Source organism: Endozoicomonas sp. SCSIO W0465, assembly GCF_023716865.1.
GTDB lineage: Bacteria > Pseudomonadota > Gammaproteobacteria > Pseudomonadales > Endozoicomonadaceae > Endozoicomonas.
Window position 1 is genome coordinate 3,726,065 of the sequence record NZ_CP092417.1, and the last position, 22,114, is coordinate 3,748,178.

Annotated in this window: 14 protein-coding genes and 1 pseudogene; 7 read left to right on the forward strand and 8 right to left on the reverse strand. The window is 47.9% G+C overall.

Translation table 11 applies throughout. The features are described from left to right. Positions 1-20: 20 nt before the first annotated feature. Positions 21-1,865 carry an amidase gene (locus MJO57_RS16780; protein ID WP_305881888.1) on the reverse strand — a complete coding sequence of 615 codons (1,845 nt, stop codon included), beginning with the start codon at positions 1,863-1,865 and terminating at the stop codon, positions 21-23. Between the two features lie 233 nt (positions 1,866-2,098). Here MJO57_RS16780 and MJO57_RS16785 point away from each other — a divergent pair, with 233 nt between their 5' ends. Further along, positions 2,099-3,517, forward strand: a complete 1,419-nt coding sequence (locus MJO57_RS16785) for a hypothetical protein (protein WP_252017390.1) — start codon at positions 2,099-2,101, stop codon at positions 3,515-3,517. A 111-nt stretch (positions 3,518-3,628) separates the two neighbouring features. Here MJO57_RS16785 and MJO57_RS16790 read toward each other — a convergent pair whose 3' ends face one another. After that, complete coding sequence (locus MJO57_RS16790) at positions 3,629-4,066, reverse strand: thioesterase family protein (RefSeq protein WP_256491621.1); 438 nt, start codon at positions 4,064-4,066, stop codon at positions 3,629-3,631. Positions 4,067-4,586: 520 nt separating this feature from the next. On the opposite strand from MJO57_RS16790, the gene MJO57_RS16795 reads away from it, so the two are divergent. After that, positions 4,587-6,215 carry a hypothetical protein gene (locus tag MJO57_RS16795; protein WP_252017392.1) on the forward strand — a complete coding sequence of 543 codons (1,629 nt, stop codon included), beginning with the start codon at positions 4,587-4,589 and terminating at the stop codon, positions 6,213-6,215. Between the two features lie 105 nt (positions 6,216-6,320). Further along, positions 6,321-6,485 carry a hypothetical protein gene (locus MJO57_RS16800; protein ID WP_252017393.1) on the forward strand — a complete coding sequence of 55 codons (165 nt, stop codon included), beginning with the start codon at positions 6,321-6,323 and terminating at the stop codon, positions 6,483-6,485. A gap of 60 nt (positions 6,486-6,545) precedes the next feature. Here MJO57_RS16800 and ltrA read toward each other — a convergent pair whose 3' ends face one another. Next, on the reverse strand, positions 6,546-7,808 hold the full coding sequence (ltrA, locus tag MJO57_RS16805) for a group II intron reverse transcriptase/maturase (RefSeq protein ID WP_252017357.1): 1,263 nt from the start codon (positions 7,806-7,808) through the stop codon (positions 6,546-6,548). Between the two features lie 503 nt (positions 7,809-8,311). Between ltrA and MJO57_RS16810 the strand changes: the two genes are divergently transcribed. After that, on the forward strand, positions 8,312-9,619 hold the full coding sequence (locus MJO57_RS16810; protein WP_252017394.1) for an SET domain-containing protein: 1,308 nt from the start codon (positions 8,312-8,314) through the stop codon (positions 9,617-9,619). Between the two features lie 121 nt (positions 9,620-9,740). On the opposite strand, the gene MJO57_RS16815 is transcribed toward MJO57_RS16810, so the two are convergent. The 5 genes from MJO57_RS16815 to MJO57_RS16835 all read right to left on the reverse strand — a co-directional run bounded on the left by MJO57_RS16815 (position 9,741) and on the right by MJO57_RS16835 (position 15,715). Then, positions 9,741-11,555: a hypothetical protein gene (locus MJO57_RS16815; RefSeq protein ID WP_252017395.1), complete on the reverse strand. Its 1,815-nt coding sequence runs from the start codon at positions 11,553-11,555 to the stop codon at positions 9,741-9,743. 213 nt (positions 11,556-11,768) lie between these two features. Further along, positions 11,769-13,163, reverse strand: coding sequence for a Si-specific NAD(P)(+) transhydrogenase (gene sthA / locus MJO57_RS16820; protein WP_252017396.1), 1,395 nt, complete (start codon positions 13,161-13,163; stop codon positions 11,769-11,771). A 141-nt stretch (positions 13,164-13,304) separates the two neighbouring features. After that, positions 13,305-13,538 (reverse strand): (Na+)-NQR maturation NqrM, encoded by a 234-nt coding sequence (gene nqrM / locus MJO57_RS16825; RefSeq protein ID WP_252017397.1) that lies wholly within the window; start codon positions 13,536-13,538, stop codon positions 13,305-13,307. A gap of 158 nt (positions 13,539-13,696) precedes the next feature. Next, entirely contained in the window at positions 13,697-14,707 is a 1,011-nt protein-coding gene (locus MJO57_RS16830) for an FAD:protein FMN transferase (protein ID WP_252017398.1), read from the reverse strand. A gap of 309 nt (positions 14,708-15,016) precedes the next feature. Continuing rightward, complete coding sequence (locus tag MJO57_RS16835) at positions 15,017-15,715, reverse strand: helix-turn-helix domain-containing protein (RefSeq protein WP_252017399.1); 699 nt, start codon at positions 15,713-15,715, stop codon at positions 15,017-15,019. A gap of 317 nt (positions 15,716-16,032) precedes the next feature. Between MJO57_RS16835 and MJO57_RS16840 the strand changes: the two genes are divergently transcribed. The 3 genes and pseudogenes from MJO57_RS16840 to gcvT all read left to right on the forward strand — a co-directional run bounded on the left by MJO57_RS16840 (position 16,033) and on the right by gcvT (position 21,721). Further along, a complete protein-coding gene (locus MJO57_RS16840) occupies positions 16,033-17,406 on the forward strand; it encodes an L-serine ammonia-lyase (protein ID WP_252027054.1) in 1,374 nt (457 codons plus the stop codon). Positions 17,407-17,540: 134 nt separating this feature from the next. Then, positions 17,541-20,500, forward strand: a pseudogene (gene gcvP, locus MJO57_RS16845) (aminomethyl-transferring glycine dehydrogenase). A gap of 81 nt (positions 20,501-20,581) precedes the next feature. Beyond that, complete coding sequence (gene gcvT, locus MJO57_RS16850) at positions 20,582-21,721, forward strand: glycine cleavage system aminomethyltransferase GcvT (protein ID WP_252017400.1); 1,140 nt, start codon at positions 20,582-20,584, stop codon at positions 21,719-21,721. The last annotated feature ends 393 nt before the right edge of the window (positions 21,722-22,114 follow it).

Consider the following 22,114-nt stretch of genomic DNA (forward strand, 5'->3'; position numbering starts at 1 on the left):
GGTAACAATCGCTACCCTTCCTAGCGAAGATAGTCACCAAAATAGATGTCTGGTTTTTTCATTCGCAACTCATCATGATCCCGGGTTACATTTTGAAACTCTTTTGCCAACAGCAACAGTTGGTAAAGATTGCAGTCGCGATCCGAAGTACTCATCAGGGTCAGCCCAACAGGCATATCATCTTTTATATCATGACCAACAGGCACGGTAATTGCTGGAACGTCAAGCAAATTAGCAAGACTGGTCAGCTGACTCAGCTGCAATGAACCGCGCAAGTCAGCCATACCGCATTGCTGCTCGCCACTGATAATATCCCTGCTTACTTCAGGAATCGTGGGCATCAGGATAACATCAACACCTCGGTCTTTGAGTGACTTTAGATATTGTTTGAATTGATCACGGTTTTCCGATGCGTTGCGTTTCATCCGATCATTAAAAGTTCTGGCCAGATTCATATTCAGCTTCAGTTCAGGGTCAGCCTGCGCCCGTTGGTCATCCGATAATGCCGGTGAATCAAAGGTCTGTAACTCTTCAGAACCAAACAGAACCAAATGAGACAGGGCCAGTGATTTTGCATTCCCCGGAGAATGCTCAAGATCCATGAGATGGACTTCCTGCACCTGTCTGGCCTGGCCATGTCGACTCTGCCAGCAGCCAATAGCCTGCTGGCATTTTTCCGCCACGGCCGGATTGGCAATACCCATGGTATCCAGATCAATTGCCACGCCCAGTTTTCGATAGTCATAACAGCTTTCATCAGGTCTGACACTGCTCGACGCCAGGCATGCCCGTGCAACCACATCCACGTTAATTGCTTCATAGCCTGGCTGCACCAATGACAACGGGTTGTCGCCATAGGCTCCCCCTGTCTGATCAAAAAACGGTTCATGACGATGTTCAGCCTTACCACTTTTCACTCCCACAATACCCATTGCTGCAGCAGGTATCCGGGTGGAACCACCGCCATCACTGCCGATAGCCAGGGGCACCAGACCACTGCTGACTGCGACAGAGCCACCAGAGGTAGAGCCACCGGGAATTTTAGGCTGGCCATTTTTTCCCAGATAAGTATTCGCCAAAGGACCATCTTTCGGGTTGATACCACTGGCTCCTGCACCGAGAGCATGCTGAGTATTGGTTTGCAGCAGGCAAAACTCGTCAGAGGCCCCAAGCTTTTCGACAAACCTTGTGGTTATCGTTTGCTTGCCTCCCTCCCCTTTTAATCCATGGGTTGCTGTAAACCCATTCAGGTGATATTCAGCCTTTACCGACACGGGTACCTTGTTGTGTATGAGATCCCGGTCTGTCAACGACTGCTCAAAAATACCTTGCTCAGTAATACACCCTTTCCCTTTCTCTGATAGTTGATCTGATTGACAGGCTTTAATAATGGCATCTGACATGTTCTTTGCATTAACGCCACGCCAGTCAGAGAGGGGCTTATCCAGGTGGCTGTCTGATTCCCGTTCAGGCAAAATTCCAGATAAGATTTTCAGATATTCCTCATTAGTTATTGTCTCCTGATCACCAGCAACCCGGGCACTGAGAACATCATCATCCGGACTTGCCTGTTTTCTCACCTGATCACTGAAGGTAACGCGCGCAGGCATTGAATCCGGTAATCCTGAAATAGATCGCATAATGCGTGCGATGGTTGCATTTCTGGACAATGGTTCAATAATATATTTCAGCAAAAAACCTTTGTTCATTCGCCCGGAAGGCACCAGATTCTTGGCACGACATTGAGGGTACTGCTTTATTTCACGATGGCAGAACAACGTCGAATCATTACTTTTTGGTTGTAAACAGAACTCACAATTAACTGCTGATGGATTTTGAGTTAATGATGTAATTGATGTATCCATTGATACTTCCTCCTGACTGAACTTGCTACTTTTTGACCAAAAACCAGATGATCAGTTCATTTCCGAAGTTGATGTTAGTTATACTGACCGGTTTGTTTGAGCTCCCTGAGTGAGTATGAAGTACTATTAAAACGATTTAATAATCACTTTTTAGGTAGGCTCCCGGGCCACTTTCTGGCTTCTTTTAGCAATTAAAAATTTTAACCGCTTCTGATTATTAGCTGGGTACATATATGAATCTGTCTATTGGGCAAAGCTCCTTACAACATAATGAATCTGCGCCAACGTCGGCAGGTCAATCAGGCTCAAATTTTGCTAATCCGGGTGCACTCGCGGAGTGCCAGAAAAGAGCCCTTCCTGTCATGCAGGTCAAGCCAACACATTCAATGCTGGCGGCAAAAGATGACACATTAACAACAAAAGAGAGCAAGTCACTGAGTGAGTACATTGTTCAACATTGTCATTCATTACGAAACTTGATTGCCGCGACAAAACCACAATCTGACATACCCTGGTCCGGAATATCACCATCACCAGAGAATCTTCTGGATGCAGCAGAACAAAGATTATTGTCAAGAAACGAGCTGGATACGATGCAGCAATATATCCAACAGCAAACGGACATCACAATAAATGGTCAGTCCTTTAAGTTGGAAACGCTGCCAAAAGATACGCCGTTGTTTTATCAGTTTTATTGTCTGGATCAGGATCAAAAGACCGAAGTTGATCATGTGTCCATGCGCATATTCAGGAATAATTGCATTATTGAACCATCCCGCCCTGCCATTATTCTCATTCATAATGACCTGATCAACGAAACAGTGCATTCACAGCTCAGGCAGTTGGAAGAGGAATTTGAAAATGTCCATGTGGTTGATGTGTCGTTGTTGCTCACTGGCTGGAGCCCTATTTATGGTATGACAATCACCCAGGAAAAGGTCAGTGATGGTCGATTAAAACTGATGGTGGATGGTCGGGAATGCAAGCTGGCCAATATATATTTGGGTGATAGTAAAGTTAGGGAATACATGAGACACAGTGACATTATGGATATTCTGCAATCCGTAGCCATGTTCCATTGTGATGAGGTTCATGAACTTGCCGGAATTAGAACCAACGGCCCCCGGGGATGCATAAAAATTGACTTTGATACGGAGTTGGAGGCGCCTATTGATGAAATTAAATGCCCAAATGGTTTTAGTGCTTTTGTTATTGACAGGATCGACAGGAATTCCGGTGCCGGAAATAATGAGTTAACACATTCTCTGGGGGTGGAGAACAGCCTCATAGCAGTGACCAGACCGAAACACCGGATCATGGCTGAGTCTGTTTGTCCCTGTCCTGGTGGTATTTTCAGCAATTACTGCAATGCTGTCAGAAGATCATTCCTTCTGCCAAGCCCCCGTCCAGTCTATGATGTCAAACACGTTACGCCAACCAGGGATGGAATCCATTCATTAAAGATGTTATGTGACGTGGCAGAAAGGGAACAGATTGCCGGTAAGATTAATGATGACCAACCACTTAGCATCAGCTTTAACACAAGCACCAGCTGGAAACAGAAAATTGCTTTTCCGCTAGGTTGCATCAAGGCGGATCAAAGTCGGGTCTGGGGTGTTCGTTCGTGGCTTAAACCAGCCTCAACATCATAACCTTTGATACCCTGTGGCAATGTTAACCCGGAACTTCCCTCAGGAATGCCCCCACTGCCCTGCGCTTTGAAAGTTGAACACTCGTTGCCAGTCGGTGTCAGATAAGAATGGCTACTTGATTCCGGCCGATTCAATTTTCTCAATAAGTGCTTTTAATTCCTCCGGAATACGGGCCTTGCTGTTGGTGACAAAGTTAAACATGACACCCGTTGCGGTACCCGTTGTGGTCACTCTGTTCATGCTTTTACTGAAAATCGCATACTCCATGGTAAAACGATCTTCCTGCACATCACTGACTCTTGAACCTACCAGCAAGGTATCCGGATAGGTCACCGGCGCCTTGTAAAAGCACTGAGTATGACTGATCACAGGACCTATGCCGCTGCCTTTGGCTTTTTCCATCATCTGTATTTTATCGAAATAATCGATCCGGGCTGATTCAAAATAACGAAAGTATACGACATTATTAACATGCTGAAAGGCATCCATATCCCCCCAGGCTACGGGTATCTCAGTAATGACGGGGTAGTCTTCCAACAGATGCGCCACTGTGATGACTCCTTTTAATTTTCTTTAATTATCTTTGGCTCTATTTTGATTACGAACTGCTCTACAGTGAAAACTGACTGTAGGTCACGAAAAACAAGGATTGGGCAACATTACCGGACAATATGCTGACAACCTTTGTAGATAAAGGGCTTCAGCAATGTTCAACCCAGTAGCAGTCTGAAATCCTACAAGAGCCTTATCTTTTATTATCTTGCAATTAATCTGTGCAGGTAACCATTGATAGAAATGCCTGTGCAACAATATAGGGAATTCGGGCAATTAACAATGTGCTGAATTCAGAGTATTCAATCTCACGGTAAATTCCGAATCAGTATCTGTATCGGGTCGTTTATCTGTGGTGGTTCCCTGACGGCGGATTTTACCCGCTTTGCCCACACACCAAAGAAACCCTTTCTCCGGTTATCTGTCTATATTGTCTGAGGCTTCTGAAAAATCTGCGCTCACTGAGGACGTACAGATGGCAATAAAACGGTGGATCCTTTGCTCTCTCCTCTCCGGGATGGCGGCACTCGTTGCAGCTTATCCTGAAGCCGACAAACAGGGGGCTGTTTACAAAGGCCTTCAGGATGTCCATACCATTGCAAAAATGCAGGGAATCAATCCGCAGGATGCCGCTATCCGATGGGAAATAGGTGACAACAATCTGGTGGAGTGGCTGCTCGCTCCCTGGGATGAACAGAAAGTGAATGAAGCCCTCTCTGCTTACCAGAAGCAATATGGCTCCATCGCTCAGACGGCAGTTAAAGTGGTTAATGGCGCTATCCGTAATAACTTTGATGCTTCAGGCCACCTGATTACGGAGCATGAACGCCAACACCTGCTGAACCGGGTTGAGCAGACCGATTACCTGCAGAGTTTTCATCCAAAAGCCCGGGCCATAACAGTCGTCGATACCGATGCGCAATTTTTCCCCAGCGAGGTATTTTTTACCAATAATCTGGCCCGGGGTGCCAACGTTGCGGCCAACCAGAAATCATCAAGTACGCTTATCCTCAGAAATACCCCGGTGTTTGTCCTTGGCCAGTTGATGACCATTGACTCAACAGGCCTGGAGCCTGCCGACGATGGCTGGGTAGCCCTGTGGCGACCCGAGTTTGGCCTCAAATTCACCAAGGCAAAACATATTGCCTTTGTTGATGAAGCACTGGTTGGTGATTTGCCCTTCTCATCCCTTGGGCAAGAGCCTGATAACCAATTGAGACTAACCCTCACCAGCCGAGTCCGAAGTCAGGACAGAAGCCAGCAGTTACCTTTAGGCACACCGGTTTACAGCCTGAATGGACATCACTTTTTTGCTGATCGAAGTCATCAGGCTCCGGCATCCCGGCAGATAGCATCAACAGCTTTACAACTCTATTCTGCTCAACTGTCACCCATGGAATTATCGGTTGACCCTGCGGGTAAACTGGAGAACCAGGTCAAAAAAGTGCCACTTCCCCTGAGTTACCAAAACTATCTGAATCAGCTGAGTCATACCCTGTTAAAATACCCATCTGAATATGTTGCTCCTGAACACAATGAGAACCGCTACTTTGCCTTTGGCGAAGGAACCATTGGCCCTGACGGTGAAAGGGGTATGGACGCTTCTACTTTCGTCCTGAAACTCATCCAGCCTTTCGGCAAATGGCTCCCCAGATACTCTGTTCACCAGGCTGAAGAAGGCATAAAAAACCATCTGATCACTACCACCCAAAATGCATCCCTTGAGGAAAACTATCAGGCTATGCTGAGCAGCTGCCGGGTGGGTCATTTTGTCTCGGTAGGCCGTGGCAACAATATGGCCTGTCTGGGCAGCATTACCCTGGATCAGCTTGGTCAGCTCAGTGACCAAGCCTATGCTGATGCTGTAACGACCGGAGGGATGACAGAGCAGGATCGTATTCCACTGCTGGCGCTCAGCACCGTCGGACTAACAACCACAGAGGATGTTGTGATCAATAAACCGGCAGGTTCTATGGAAATCCGGTCAACGGGTGAGGTTCTGCCACTGTATGTGGCATCGAAAGAGTCTATGATCGTTTGGTACATCACCGGAAAAGCAGCGGTATACCCGGTATTCAAATCAGGTTTCCTAAGCAGCTATATACGGGATGGCCGGTCACTAACATTTTACAGTTACTTCAAATGATGTTTGCACAGCCCGTCCAGCTTACTTTTCAACTTTATGATTGAACTGTAGCGAGTTTATCTGGTCAGTATTTCATGAAATCATTAATTAACCGGTCGAATAAAAATGAACGTACCTTCTAAGTCTACGCCCGTATTAAACAACCTCGCTTTTATTACTTCTCCTGCTACCGATGCTACCGAGCCATTACCGGACAACAGCACAAAGCCCTATTTCTCCGGACACAGAGTACAAGCCGTTGATAGGGAAAACAGCAAAAAAATCGGGTAAGGGCCGGTCTTTCTCCAGCCCTCCCCACAGCACCCGGCATGCGGGTCCGCACCGGGCGGTTCAACGATGATGGTGAAACCTGATCCATAAGTCTTTCAATGAAACAAGCCCAATTTTCGCGAGGTAACTGTTATTCAGTGCCTGTTGTACCGCATAGGTTTTACTCAGACGGTAATACCCTTTGCTGCTGGCTGCGATCTTGGCGGCGTTAATTTTATCAACGCCTAACCTGACCAGATTCTTAAAACGGGTTTTCGGCTTGCGCCATTGCTTCAGAAAGCAGCAACGGATTCGCCGACGTATCCATTGATCCAGCAGGGGAATTGGTCGGTGATATTCCGATAACCGGAAATACCCCATCCAACCCCGGATATATTGTGCCAATTTGCGTAACCGATGTTGCATTGAGACACCCCAGCGACGACTGGTCAACTTGAGTATCCGGTATTTGAATCGGTCCAGACACTTCTGGGCCCAGCGAACTTTCTTCCCTGTGAAGGTGAAACTCAGGAATTCGCTTTCTGTTGCTTTCACAACTTTACTTTTCCGGGAGTTAATCTTCAGTTTCAATTTGCGTTCAATGAATTGGGTAATGCTGTGCATCACCCGATCCCCTGCACGCTGACTTTTGACGAGAATCACAAAATCATCACAGTATCTTGCAAAGCAATGACCCCGATATTCAAGCTCCTTGTCGAGTTCGTCGAGGACCACATTAGACAGCAAGGGTGATAAAGGCCCACCCTGTGGCATGCCAACCCTGGTCGGGTAGACATTGCCCTCAATCATGACACCGGAGCGCAGGTAGCTACCAATCAGTTTCAGAAGGCGTTTGTCGCGGACCTTACGGGAGACCCTCGACATCAAAACGTCGTGATTAACCGTATCAAAGAATTTACTCAGATCAACGTCAACAGCGTAATGAAGCCCCCGGTTGATCAACTGCTTAACCTGACGGACTCCGTCGTGTGCTGACCGTCCCGGTCGGTAGCCGAAGCTGTTTGGAGAGAAACCCGGATCAAAGACAGGGGTCAGCACCTGCACAATGGCCTGCTGTATGACCCTATCCATCACGGTAGGGATTCCCAGCAAACGCTCACCGCCGTCCGGCTTTTCTATAACATGTCGGCGCACGGGTGATGGCTGGTAGGTTCCGTCCAATAAGGCTTGACGCACTGAAGGCCAATGCTGTTTGGCAAAGTCTGGATAAGCTTCAATAGTGACTCCATCAATACCCGGAGCACCCTTGTTGCTTTTGACCTGTTTCCATGCACTTGCCAGATTAGCCGGTTCAAGTACGCAATTTAGTAGATCATGGTTCAAAGCTGGTTAAAGATTCTGTCGCCAAGTACGGTGAGTCGCCGGACGGCTGCATCGCCTTGAGGGAATCAGTCTCCTCTTTGTCGTCGATGTTCGGCCCTTCGCTAACGACTTCCCATCCGTTAATGGCTTCTGTCGTACAGCTACTATGGCCTCTGCTGACTTCTGTCCAATCACCACGCGGAGTTACCTCTGCTGGCGCTATTGGTTGCCATCGGGTTTGCTCGAACAGGATGATGAGACCTGTTCGCCGAGCCTGTTGTAACCAGTGGCTGAGAACTGGGAATTACCAATCGCATGTTGAACAGATCTCCCCGGATAAGGACATGAACTTTCAGTGCACAACCGCCGCATTTACCGTGTCTCACGAACCATAGGGCTTTGTGATCCTTGGCTCACTCGCCCAGAGACTCAGCCTTATATGCGATTTCTGTACGTCGGCTCGCACCTTTGCACTCAGACTGCCTCCGCACAGCCCCTCGCGGGACTGCACTTGCCTTAAGCTAGTGGTTGTCATCAGCAGGCGTCTTTACCGCCAGTCAGATGTAGGTTCTCCCACAGGGGACTTTCACCCCATCAGTTCATGCCCATGCCGGGCGTACCAAGAGGATTTCAGCCCGCAATTTTGTGAACCGACATTGCCTCCGAAAAACCGGTGGTGTCGGCAAATTGTGAATAACAAAGAGGCTTGCACATCAACACCTACCGAGCAGGCTCCAACTGAATCTCCGTTGGGATATGAATTACATGCCTTACGCCCTTTGGTTATCGTCCACCCACAACCAATGGACACGAATCAGGGTGAAGATCCCTCTTCCGTATTTCGTGCTGAACACCCGATAGGGCGGCCTGAATCGTTAAGTGTTGAGCAGGGCATCGATGAGGCCGTTAAGGATCAGCCTCTCGACCGGGCGCTGGTCAGCAATATCTCCTCCTTACCGGAAAAAGAAAAAACAGATGCCTTCCTGACGCTAGACTGCTTTAAACAGGGATGGCGGGGCATTGATGAGGCCGTTAAGGACCAGCCACTCGACCGGGATCTGCTCAGCAAAATTTCTGCTATGAGTCATGCCAAAGGCTTTCCGGAAAAAGCAAAAGTGGAAGCCCTCCTGAAGCAACGATCTGAAAACACCCGGGACGATAAGATAATCGTTATAAAGGAAGAGGCAACAGGGTTAACATCATTACCTCATCGTATCAACGACCAGGCTCCATTATGGATGGCAGATCAGTCTATCAAAAGGGAAGTCTGTGATAGCAGGCAAATACAAAAAACCTTCTTTAGTCAGATCGGCATACCAAATGACAGAGCGATCAGAAAAAGCATTAATGAGTCCATAGCAAAGTATCAATCTCTGGATGACGAGCAAAAAGAGCAGTATTTAAATGAACGAATGTCCGTTCAAAAGCATGAAGGATCGTTTTTTAGTGAGTTAAAAGATCATAAAGAGGTTGTCGCCAGCAGGGATATTTTGCAATGGGAGCTGCTGGGTCATTATGCAGGTAAGCAATACCATGACAACACATACCAACAGGGAGCATGTGTCATGGGTCCTGCATTTGTAAATATTGAACGCTTTAACAGCTTCGCTCCTACTCCTGGTATTTTCATATCAACGTACAGACAGCAGGGAAATATAACCTCACTGATCAATGCTTATAGCACTCACACCATTAAGGGAAAAAATTCCCCGGAACAAAATGTTTCGTTTCTGAGGCACAGGAATCAGCAAGGTCAGTGGATGGTGTTTATTATTGCGATAAAACCCATACCCGCTAATGAAAGCCTTTGGATTGATTATGGGGAACAATAAGAAAACCTATAGATATTTCAGATATTCCTGAAGACAACGCTTAAGCTTTTAACCTGTTGATGGAAATTTTTCAAATGTACGATGTAATTTCCATAACAGTTGCTGGCAGATCTCGTGCTGATCAAACAATAATACAGCACGCATCGTTATTATTTTCTCTCTGTATACGTTGATTAGTGGTTCTACATTGACGTCGCAAATCAGGTTGGACGATATGGTTTTTTTCCTGTCGATGAGCAGGATGGCTGGCCTGTCTGGGAGCAGGACGACTAACCTGCCGGGGAGCAGGACGGCTGGCGTGTCTGGGAGCCGGGTGGTTGATTGATTCCATCATACGACTTTCCTCCAGTAATGATTCAAACCCTGAATTTTTGCAAAACATAATCAATTCCTGCCTGACATCATACCTCTCTAAATTGGACAAATGCCGATAAAGACTTTGCAAAAATTCTTTGACAATGGCCTCAGACAAATTCGTTGAGTTCTGTGAAATTAACGGAGGTTCGACATTCTCCCGAGCTCCCCCATTCTGTGTAGCCTCATAAGATTGAGGTTGGACTGACGTGATACCGGTAACTCTCATTTCAGCCTTTAGCAGCCATATCAACAGGAATGCTGCATGACGATCCGAAGCGTGGAATTGCTGCTGCTTTAAGAAATACCCTTTACATGATTCCAATTCACGTGGCAAATCAGTTATGCCATATTTAATGGGATCTTTCACGAGAAGGTTTGAAAAACAAAGTCCTACCAATGCTTTAGACATGGCTGAAAGATCGATACCCAGTCGATCTTTGCACTTTTCCATTAGCAATTGGATCTGATCACTGGCTTCCATTCCCTGGATTTCTACCTTTGTGATAGCTGAAGTGGTTAATGCCGGTTCACTGCCAGAAGGCATAACAGCCTCAAAAGCACCTCGGTCCACCTGATATTTTTTTATATATGAACCAACTAAAGATAATTCTTCCTTATTTTCTAGAAACACTCCAAATTCTGATGATTGATTTTTATTCAAAATAGTAAACAGCTCTCTGGAAAAACCAGCATCACACTCTGATCGCCTTTCTGAATCACTTCCTGATTCTAACAAATTCAGCAAAAATAAAAGATCACTTTTTAAATAAGCATTATCAGGAAGATTAATGAATAACATTAACTCCTTGAAAAAACCTATCCTTTCATGTCGCTTCATTTCAACTAGCAAATTGAGAAAAAAAACAGACCTTATCGCACGAGCTGTAGATGAATTCGAAATACTAATATTATTTTCATCGGAGCGTTCACAATATACTGGCGGTGGCAGACCAGGGTCAATCACACTCCATTCTAACTGCAGTATGTGCGTAATCAGATACAACTCGGACAAATGCACTTTCAAGTTTAAAAAGCTATCTTTGCAAAGGAGACGAAAACAATCACCACAAAAAAGTTTAAAATAATATTCCACTGGATTACGAACCACGCGACTACGAGAGTATGAAAATCCATCACATAATCGAGCCAGTTCGGAAAAATTCAAACGATAATGACTGGAAAGTTTAGATATAATAGCATCGTAATTAAAATTTGAAGGCCGTGAGTTCAGTGCGTTATTAATTAATTCCGTACTTAATAAAGCAGGCCATTGTACATTATGAGACTGCAACATTTGGTGCGACAGGTTAGCTTTATCCGTAGGATTCCTATTCTCAGTTGAAAGCTGAACCCCCACAGGCATTACTTCACATGATCGATTTTGGGGCAAAGACTGAGTTGAACCGGGAACAACCGGGATTGATGATTCCAGTGAGGAGCGGAAACCGTGGACGGGACAACAGGTTCTGTAATCAATGAACGGAGCACTGACTGAAGCTTCCTGATGGTTTGGGAAATCATTATTATCCGACGGACAATATCCCGGATTCCTATTAATAGTATCTATTCCAAAAGTCATATCAGCACTCCTTCAGGTAATAAAGCCTCCAGACTGTCTCACTGGCCATAAGCAAGGGGCTTTCAGTTGGTCTGACTAACCTTGACCAACTGAGAAAATGGGCAACTGGCAGAAGGAATACATGAAAATATTTCCTGATATTCCATAAGTGAATAGACTGTTTGATCAGCGAAAGGTTCCCTGCTTCTGTAGTTCATGGTTTTCTGTGATCATTTAAAAAAGCCGGTTAAGACCATCCAGCGCCGCAACCCGATAGGCTTCTGCCATTGTTGGATAGTTAAAAGTGGTATTCAAAAAGTAGCGCAGTGAATTGGCTTTGCCCTCCTGACGCATCACAGCCTGGCCGATATGGACAATCTCCGAAGCCTGATCTCCAAAACAATGAATGCCCAGCACTTCCAGGGTATCCCGATGGAAAAGGATCTTCAGCATGCCAACCACTTCGCCCGTGATTTGAGCTCTGGCCAGCCTGGAGAAAAACGCCTTACCTACCTCATAAGGAATAGCATCTGCCGTCAGTTCTTCCTCGGTATGACCCAGTGAGCTGATTTCCGGAATGGTATAAATTCCTGTTGGTACTTCATTCACAAAGTGCCAGTCTTCACTGTTGCAAAGATGCGCTGCAGCTGAACGCCCCTGGTCATAAGCAGCACTGGCCAGACTGGGCCAGCCAATAACATCACCTGCTGCATAAACATGGGGTAATGCGGTCTGATAGCTTTCATTAACGCTTAACTGTCCACGGCCATCAGGCTTGAGGCCGATCATTTCCAGCCCCATCGCCTGAGTATTTCCAGCCCGTCCATTGGCCCAGAGCAGCATATCGGCCTTGAGTTTTTTTCCGGATTTCAGATGTAACACGACGCCATCATCCATAGTCTCAAGCTTCTGAAACTCTTCATTGTGACGAATAATCACATTCATCTTGCGTAGCTGATACCCCAGTGCATCCGAGATCTCTTTATCAAGAAAAGAGAGAAGGCGCTCACGAGTGTCAATCAGGTCCACCAGCACACCCAGACCGGAGAAGATCGAGGCATACTCAGACCCGATAACACCCGCACCATAGATAATCATGCGTCGTGGCGTAGAGGACAGCTCCAGAATCGTATCGCTGTCAAAAATCCGGGGATGGTGAAAGTCGACACCTGGTGGATGATAGGGGCGAGAGCCGGTGGCAATCAGAAAATTGGACCCTGAGAGACGTTCCGTGTTCCCACCGGGCTCAGTCACCTCCAGGGTGTGCTCATCGATAAAAGCACCGCGTCCAAAGTACAGGTCAATTCGGTTCCGGGCATAGTACATGGTACGGGACTGAACCTGCTTCTGAATCACCGATTCCGCTCTTTTCAGGACCTTGGGAAAACTGAACCAGCGGGGATCACCAATTTCACGAAACATGGAGTTAGTATTGAAGTCCATGATTTGCTTGACAGAGTGACGCAACGCCTTGGATGGAATCGTACCCAAGTGAGTACAGCTGCCACCGACAAAATTGAACTGCTCAACGACAGCGACCTTTTTACCGAGTTTGACGGCATTCATTGCCGCACCCTCTCCTGCCGGCCCCGACCCAAGAATGACCAAATCGTATTTACTGAGACCCATCTATTCAATTCCCCCGGTCCAAATACATTATCCGTTTATTCTTATTGACTACTTATTATTCGAAGTGCCCGGTGGCAGAACAGCAGTCGCTTTTACAGCCTCTGGTGTCTATAGCCAAAAAAACAAACCGGGCAAAAGCAGTTACGACTTTTTATGGGTATTTGAGGCTGTTGCGTCATAAAACAGGTCTTCGTTCATTTCAGAAAGAGGGTCTGTTTTGTCGCCACCACCACAAATAACACAGCCGTCTTTCAAACCAAGACTGCTGAGGCCGCCACAGGAACCTTTAATGGGTTTATTGGCAAAGATGACACCCACTGCCATAGCGGCAATGAGCACCAGAAATGTACAAAATGTAATCAGCATAATGATCATGACTGATTCCTCCATTATTTACCATGAAATACCGTCGATTAAGACGATACCGGAGCCTGTTAATTAAAGCGGTATTTTCCGCTCATGACTTTTTGCCCGGCTCAAGGCTGTTAATCCGGCTCAAGGCTGTTAACCCGGCTCAAGGCTGTTAACCCGGCTCATGGCTGTTTAACCAGATAAGGCTTGAATGCCTCACTGGTTATCGTTTCAAATCCATCATCCGCATAATAGGCAAAACGAGCCGCAATACCCAGTCTATTCGCCAGCTCCAGACCTTTCTCATCACCCAGCACCATAAACATGGTTGCCAGGGCATCGGCCCGGGCCGAGGTATCGGCAATGACAGCCACTTCCGCTACCCGCTTGGCTTCAGGCCAGCCAGTAAGCGGATTAATGGTATGTGAGTAACGTTTGCCATCGACTTCAAAAAAATTCAGGTAGTCACCAGAGGTTGCCAGTGCCTTATCTAAAGGTTCTACCAATGCTGACACACCGTTTTTCCCCATCTCAGGGCCGATAACGGCCAACCGCCAGGGGTTACCATTAGGCTTGACACCCTGAACCAGCACTTCGCCACCAACCTCTACCATAAAGTTGTCGATACCCTGAGCCCTGAGGGCTGCTGCCGCTTGATCAACACCATAGCCCTTGGCGATAGAACTCAGATCAACAAACAACGCCTTTTCACGGGTCAGCGTTGAGCCTTCAGGGTCCGCTTTCAAACTCTGATAGCCAACGTTATCAAGGGCTTCCTGAATAGCGCTTTCATCCGGAATATGGCCGGGATATTGACTCTCAATCCATTTGACAAATTCTGGAGCATTGGCCAACAGGTGGGAACCAGTATCATCATGACCTTCCCGGACCGCAGCCCCTTGTGTTGGGCCAAAGCCCCACAGATTCACCAGGGGGCCTACGGTAATATCGTAGGCTCCACCCGACAGATCAGAAATAACCTGAGCGTCCTGAACCAGCTGAACAAGATCACTGGACAGCGTAAATGGCTCCCCTACCGGAGCCCGGTTGAATTGCATCAGCTCAGATTCAGGCTTATAGGTTGACATCCGTTGATCGACATCAGCCAGGGCATCATGCACTACCCTGGACACCTCCTTTACCGGATGACGGAATAAAGTGGCTACATAACTGACGTTATAGGTCGTTCCCATGATCTGACCCTGAAAGCTATAAAGTCCGGGTCGCATACTCAACACCAGAAATACAGCCACAACCACCATGAAAGCAGGGGTCAGTGATCGTTTCAGAGATCGGAAAAGCAAGTGAAACTCCTGAAAATGGTTCGATACGACATGGGGTAATCTCAAGCCATTCACTCAGTACAGAGCCACACTGAGTGGCATAAAGCATAACCACCGTGATAGATGCCCTGTAACAAGAGGCCTGAGAGAACTTTAAAAGAATGGCTGAATTCTAGCACCTGCCCAGATCATAATCACCAGGGATTAAACGGGAATTATTCAGGCAGTTACCCAGAGAATCAGGGCATCATCGTCACTGGTTGACACCAGTGCATGGCCCATCTGTGCATCGTAGTAAGCACTGTCTCCAGCAAACAGCTCAACCGGCTGGTAATATTCGGTATAGAGCTCAATACTACCGTACAAGACCAGCAGAAACTCCTCACCATCATGACGCACCCATTGACGATACTCGTCAAATGAACGAGCCCTGACGGTCGTACGGTAAGGGATCATTTTTTTGTCAGAAAGCTCAGTCGCCAATAACTCATGCTCGTAAGTGGTGGTTGGATGAAGGCGTCCCTCTCCCCGACGGGTAATATCTCTACGACCACCCGCAGAGACCGTTTTCTTTACCGGAGAAAACAGCTGGGGTATATCAATCCCCAACCCGTTAACCAGTTTTGTCACTGCTGCAAACGTGGGTGATATCTGTTCATTTTCGATTTTTGACAGGGTAGAACGGGCCAGCCCGGTTTTCCGGCTGGCCTCCTCCAGGGTCAACTGCTGACTCAAACGAATTTCCCTGACCCGCTTTCCCAGCTCCAGCGGAGCTACCGACGCTTCTGGTTGACTCACACCATCCTGACCAATGCCAACCCTGCGTGTCACTATCACCGCAGGCTTACTCTGTTGCTGTTGTTGCTGCTGCTGTTTAAGAAACTCCGTTGAATCCGGCACCCTATCCCCCTTTACCATGCATTATTATTGGCATGGCCTGCTCTTAATTCGCACCATGATACATGGTATAACAGGAACAACCCTAATGTGAAAATCTGTTTCTTATTGGAAACTTTTTTGTTGATGTGAAAGAAAGGTATTGTTAGGCTTTCCTTCAGTTCTTTCCTTCAGGTAAAGAGGAACATTTGGTCAAAATCGTCAACAATGGCCTGAATTGGGAATTCGACCCGTTGTAAATAAATTATACGTTTGACCATTTAATTATTGATAAACATAAAATAAACATCCGCAAAGCAGATATCGCCAGAAGATACTGACAGATGGAGTCATGGCCGATGGGCTTAAGTATTCTCGATTTATTCAAGATCGGTGTAGGGCCTTCCTCCTCTCACACCGTGGGACCGATGGTCGCTGCCAACCGCTTTCTTGATACGCTGATACAACAAGGACAGCTGGAAAAAACCCGCCAGGTTCGTGTCGAGCTTTATGGTTCCCTGGCCATGACAGGTGCAGGTCATGCTACCGATACTGCAGTTATTCTCGGTCTTATGGGTGAAAAACCTGACCAACTGAATCCTGATCAGGCTCCAGACCTCATTAATGAGGTTCGCCGCTCCGGTGAGTTGATGCTTGCCAGCCAGTACCCGATTCCATTTGTCGAAGATCAACACTTTCATTTTCTGAATGGCCACTCCCTTCCCAAACACCCTAATGGCATGACCATAAGAGCCTTTGATGAAGCGGGCCTGGAGCTGTTCCATGACAATTATTACTCCGTAGGCGGAGGCTTCGTACTGAATGAGCAGGAAACCGATCAGGCAGCTTCCAGTCCGGTGATTCAGGTACCCTTTCCTTTCAATAATGCCGAGGATCTTCTGGATATTGGCGACAAAACAGCGCTCTCCATTGGTGAAATTGTTCTGGAGAATGAGCAACACCTGGGAAGAACGGACAATATTCGCCAGGCGTTACTGAATATCTGGCAGGCCATGGACAGCTGTATCAAACGTGGCTGTCAACAGACCGGCATACTTCCTGGCGGCCTGAACGTCAGGCGTCGTGCTCACCAACTGCATCAGGAACTGTTGAACCGCTCCGAAGACCAGCGGGATCATCTTGAAGTCATGGACTGGGTCAACCTGTTTGCCATCGCGGTCAATGAGGAAAATGCCGTTGGTGGCCGTGTCGTAACGGCCCCGACCAATGGCGCAGCAGGGGTTATACCGGCGGTTCTGGCCTATTACGATCGATTTGTTCCAGACAGCAGTCAAGAGGGTATTTGTACTTTTCTGGCAACCGCAGCAGCCATTGGCATGCTCTATAAAAAGAATGCCTCAATCTCTGCCGCCGAAGTGGGTTGTCAGGGTGAAATCGGGGTTGCCTGCTCCATGGCAGCAGGCGCCCTGTGCGCCGTGATGGGAGGAAATAACCGACAGATTGAAAACGCCGCTGAAATCGGTATGGAGCATAACCTGGGCCTGACCTGTGACCCCATAGCCGGGCTGGTCCAGGTTCCCTGTATTGAGCGCAACACCATGGGTGCTGTGAAGGCTATCAATGCGGCTCGCCTGGCCATGAAAGGAGATGGACAACACAGGGTATCTCTCGATGATGTTATTGAAACCATGCGCCAGACCGGGCTGGATATGCAAGATAAATACAAGGAGACAGCCACTGGCGGGCTCGCTGTTAATGTCGTTATATGCTGAGACTGTCTTCAGATAAATCGACCAAATAAACACTTGTCATTTATTGCCAATACCGACCAGAGCCTCTGATGACCAACCAGTCAGCCTGACACATTTTAGTAAAGCCAACGTCAGCGTTAAAACAGGACAACAACATGGCCGCTGAATATACATCTACTCTGTCAACGTTTCTGCCAACATTTCTGCCAACTTTGACAGAACTGGAACACAACGATGCATTCTCCCATCGTCATATGGGTTCTGACCAGCGGCAACAGCAGGCCATGCTGGAAACTCTGGGGCTGGGTTCGCTGGCAGAACTGATCGATGAAACGGTTCCGGGCAGTATCCGGTTAAACCGCGAGTTAGTGCTTCCCCATGGGAAAACCGAACAGCAGGCCCTGGCGCAGCTTCATGCCCTTGCCCGACAAAATACCGTTAACAAGTCGTATATTGGCATGGGCTATCACAACACTGAAGTACCCAATGTAATTATGCGCAATCTACTGGAAAACCCCGGCTGGTATACCGCCTACACCCCTTATCAGCCGGAAATTTCTCAGGGCAGGCTGGAAATGCTGCTGAATTTTCAGCAGATGGTTATGGATCTCACCGGAATGACGGTCGCCAATGCCTCTCTGCTGGATGAAGCCACTGCGGCGGCTGAGGCCATGACACTCTGTTTGCGAAGTGCTGGACGAAGCAAAGCGGCCTCTCAAACCTTCTTTGTTGCCGATGATGTTCACCCACAGACCATCGATGTGATAAAAACCCGTGCAGACTGGCTGGGCATCAAGATCATTGTTGGAAACCCGCATACTGAGCTGAGTGATCACGATGTGTTTGGAGTACAGCTTCAATACCCCGGCACTTACGGAAATATCACGGATATAGAGAGCATTGTGGCCATCGCCCGGCAACAGGGTGCCATGGTTTCGGTAGCCACAGATCTGCTGGCACTCACATTGCTGAAATCCCCCGGGGAGCTGGGGGCAGATATTGTTCTGGGTAACAGTCAACGCTTTGGTGTACCGATGGGCTTTGGTGGCCCCCACGCTGCCTTTTTTGCCACCACCAGTAAGCTGAAACGCTCTGTACCCGGCCGGATTATCGGCGTATCCAAAGACAGCCGTGGCAATACTGCCCTGCGTATGGCAATGCAGACCCGTGAACAACATATTCGCCGGGAAAAAGCCACCTCAAACCTATGCACTGCCCAGGCATTGCTGGCCAATATGGCAGCAGCTTACGCCGTCTACCATGGCCCGAAAGGGTTAAAAATTATTGCGGAACGCGTGCATCGTCTGACCCGGATTCTCCATCATGGACTGACTGAAATGGGCTTCCAGTGCAATAATACCTTCTTTGATACTCTGACCTTTAAGGTTGGCAGTGAGCAGGAAACCATTATCCAGCGCGCGCTCAAATATGGTTGTAACCTGCGCCGTATTGGCTCAGACCGTCTGGGGGTAAGCCTCGATGAAACCACTCGCGCTGAAGACATTATTGAACTGTTCAATATCTTCATGGGTGAAGGAAAAGAGCTGGATATTGCTTCTATTGACCGACAGATCACCACCCATAACAGTCAGTTGTCTCATACCCAGAATGGCATCGGTCTCTCGCCAGCCCTGCGACGTTCAGACAGTATTCTGAGCCATTCTGTATTCAACAGCCACCACTCAGAAACGGGTATGATGCGTTATCTGAAACAGCTGGAAAACAAAGATTACTCGCTGGTTCACGGCATGATCCCACTGGGATCATGCACTATGAAGCTCAATGCCGCTGCTGAAATGCTGCCGGTTTCCTGGCCCGAATTTTCCTGTATTCACCCCTTCACACCCAAGGATCAGGTCCCGGGGTATCTGACGATGATCCGGCAACTTGAACAGGCCCTGGTTGAAATCACCGGTTATGATGCCATTTCCATGCAGCCGAACTCCGGTGCCCAGGGGGAATATACAGGTCTGCTGGCTATCCGTAATTACCAGAGAGCCAACCAGCAGGAGCACCGCGATGTCTGCCTGATCCCCTCTTCCGCTCACGGCACCAATCCGGCTTCAGCAGCTATGCTCGGCATGAAAATTGTCATTGTCGCCTGTGATGCTAGCGGTAATGTTGATGTCGATGATCTCAGAGATAAGGCCGGTGAGTACAGCGATCGGCTGTCAGCCCTGATGGTGACCTACCCGTCAACCCATGGAGTATACGAAGAAGAGATTCGCACCATCTGCCAGATCATTCATGATCACGGTGGCCAGGTCTATATGGATGGTGCCAATATGAACGCTATGGTCGGTATTTCCCGTCCGGGTGATATCGGCTCCGACGTATCTCATCTCAATCTGCACAAACCTTTGCCATTCCCCATGGTGGTGGTGGTCCGGGTATGGGGCCCATTGGCGTCAAGAGCCATCTGGCACCTTACCTGCCCAATCACTCAGTAAGCCCGATCGGAGACCGCAATGAAGGTATTGGTGCGGTATCTGCCGCACCATTTGGCAGTTCATCCATACTGCCGATCAGTTGGATGTACATCACCATGCTGGGTAGTAAGGGGCTAAGAGCATCAACAGAGCTAGCCATTCTCCATGCCAACTATATGGCTAAACGACTGGCAGACCATTACAGGATTCTCTATCAGGGCAGAAACCATCATGTTGCTCACGAATGCATCATTGATATTCGCCCGATCAAGGAAACCAGTGGCATCACCGAAGAAGATATTGCCAAGCGTCTGATGGATTACGGTTTCCACGCCCCGACCATGTCTTTTCCCGTTGCCGGAACCCTGATGATTGAGCCAACCGAGTCTGAATCCGGGGAAGAAATAGACCGTTTCATTGATGCGATGATCTCAATCAGGAAAGAAATTGACCAGGTTACCAGCGGAGCATGGCCAAAGGACAACAATCCACTGGTCAACGCCCCCCATACCATGGCAGATCTGGCAGAGGATCAATGGCTTCGTCCCTACAGCAGAACGGTGGCTGCATTTCCTTCATCTTCCGGTCATAAGGGTAAATACTGGCCTGCAGCCAATCGAATCGACAATGTTTATGGAGACCGTAACTTTATCTGTTCGTGCCCCGGTATTGAAAATTACCAATAAGATCATCACTTATTGAGAGCTTGTCAAACATTCGAACAAGAAGCTCTCTCCATAAGTTGAGACGATAAATGGAGACGACAAATGTCTGAAGTGTCTGAAGTGTCTGCTGAAAACCTGAAGAGAACTCCCTTGTATGAGCTCCATCTGGCACAAAGGGCAAAAATGGTTCCCTTTGCCGGTTATGAAATGCCTGTACAGTACCCTTCCGGTGTCAAAAAAGAGCATATTCATACACGAGGCAACGCCGGGGTTTTTGATGTCTCTCATATGGGACAGCTGAAACTGTGCGGTGATGGAGCAGACTACTTTCTCGAGTCCCTGGTACCGGTTGATATTGTTGGCCTTCCCGCCGGAAAACAGCGTTATGCACTGTTTACCAATGAGGCCGGCGGCATCCTCGATGACCTGATGGTCACCCGCTACGATGACTGCCTTTACCTGGTGGTCAATGCGGCCTGCAAAGAACGGGATACCCGGCACTTGCAATCCTGTCTACCGGAGGACGTGACATTGGAACCATTAAACGACCGGGCACTTATTGCCATTCAGGGGCCTATGGCAGCTAAGGTTATGCAAAGCATCGTTCCGGACGTTGCGGATATGCTCTTTATGGATTCACGGCAACTGTTCATTGATGGCGTTCCCTGCTTTATCAGTCGTTCCGGTTACACAGGAGAAGATGGTTTTGAAATATCCATACCTGAGAAAGAGGCTGAACGCATCACCCGGCAGCTTCTCAACCATCCCGACGTTGAGCTCATTGGTTTAGGCGCCAGAGATTCTCTCCGCCTGGAGTCAGGCCTTTGTCTCTATGGTCAGGATATCGATGTTAATACAACGCCTGCTGAAGCGAGCCTGGCCTGGGCAATCAGCAAAAATCGCCGTAATAATGGTGAGCGCGCTGGCGGTTTCCCGGGAGCAGAAAAAATACTGAACCAGATTGCAACCGGGCAGGTGACCACCAAACGCATCGGCCTCATTGGCAGCAGCAGAGCCCCGGTTCGTGAAGGTGCTGAGCTGGTCAATGATCAGGGGCAGACTATAGGCCGGGTAACGTCCGGAACCTTTGGTCCAACGGTTGGAGCACCTGTTGCCATGGCGATGGTCAATGCCAACTATACGACACTTGGTACAGAACTTTACGCCCTGGTCCGGGGTAAAAAGTTGCCGATGACCGTCTGTAAAATGCCATTTATTGAACAACGTTACTATCGTGGTTAATGTTCATTTCACAACAGCTACTGCCTGAAAGCCTGAGGACAGTAGCCTATTTCTTTACTGCCATCATTGCATAAACTTTCAGTCCGGTTTAACAACGTCTAACCGGCTCACAAAACGGCATTAATCCTTAACCGGTCCCTAATATCAGTGGTATCAACCCATTCAAATTGCACCAACACAACTTGATCAAGTTAATCAAAAAATCAGAAACATAGGTCTTTCCCCCACTGGAAACTTAATAGTTATTGAGAAATAATGCATAACCAACCTGAAAAAATTCAGCCTGTGCCGGACAGTCCATCTGACGGCGCTTTTTACTGATACCGGTAGCCTCCTGACTCTTTTAATAGCAGGACAGGAAATTCCAACGCTTTGAATCATACTTTGATGCAT

Coding starts and splice junctions, on each gene's coding strand:
- sthA (WP_252017396.1), bottom strand. CDS start 13,163: ATGGGTCTCAGTAAATACGATTTGGTCATTCTTGGGTCGGGGCCGGCA.
- MJO57_RS16795 (WP_252017392.1), top strand. CDS start 4,587: ATGGCGGCACTCGTTGCAGCTTATCCTGAAGCCGACAAACAGGGGGCT.
- MJO57_RS16780 (WP_305881888.1), bottom strand. CDS start 1,865: ATGGATACATCAATTACATCATTAACTCAAAATCCATCAGCAGTTAAT.
- MJO57_RS16815 (WP_252017395.1), bottom strand. CDS start 11,555: ATGACTTTTGGAATAGATACTATTAATAGGAATCCGGGATATTGTCCG.
- MJO57_RS16830 (WP_252017398.1), bottom strand. CDS start 14,707: ATGGGAACGACCTATAACGTCAGTTATGTAGCCACTTTATTCCGTCAT.
- MJO57_RS16800 (WP_252017393.1), top strand. CDS start 6,321: ATGAACGTACCTTCTAAGTCTACGCCCGTATTAAACAACCTCGCTTTT.
- MJO57_RS16835 (WP_252017399.1), bottom strand. CDS start 15,715: ATGGTAAAGGGGGATAGGGTGCCGGATTCAACGGAGTTTCTTAAACAG.
- MJO57_RS16840 (WP_252027054.1), top strand. CDS start 16,033: ATGGGCTTAAGTATTCTCGATTTATTCAAGATCGGTGTAGGGCCTTCC.
- gcvT (WP_252017400.1), top strand. CDS start 20,582: ATGTCTGAAGTGTCTGAAGTGTCTGCTGAAAACCTGAAGAGAACTCCC.
- MJO57_RS16785 (WP_252017390.1), top strand. CDS start 2,099: ATGAATCTGTCTATTGGGCAAAGCTCCTTACAACATAATGAATCTGCG.
- nqrM (WP_252017397.1), bottom strand. CDS start 13,538: ATGATCATTATGCTGATTACATTTTGTACATTTCTGGTGCTCATTGCC.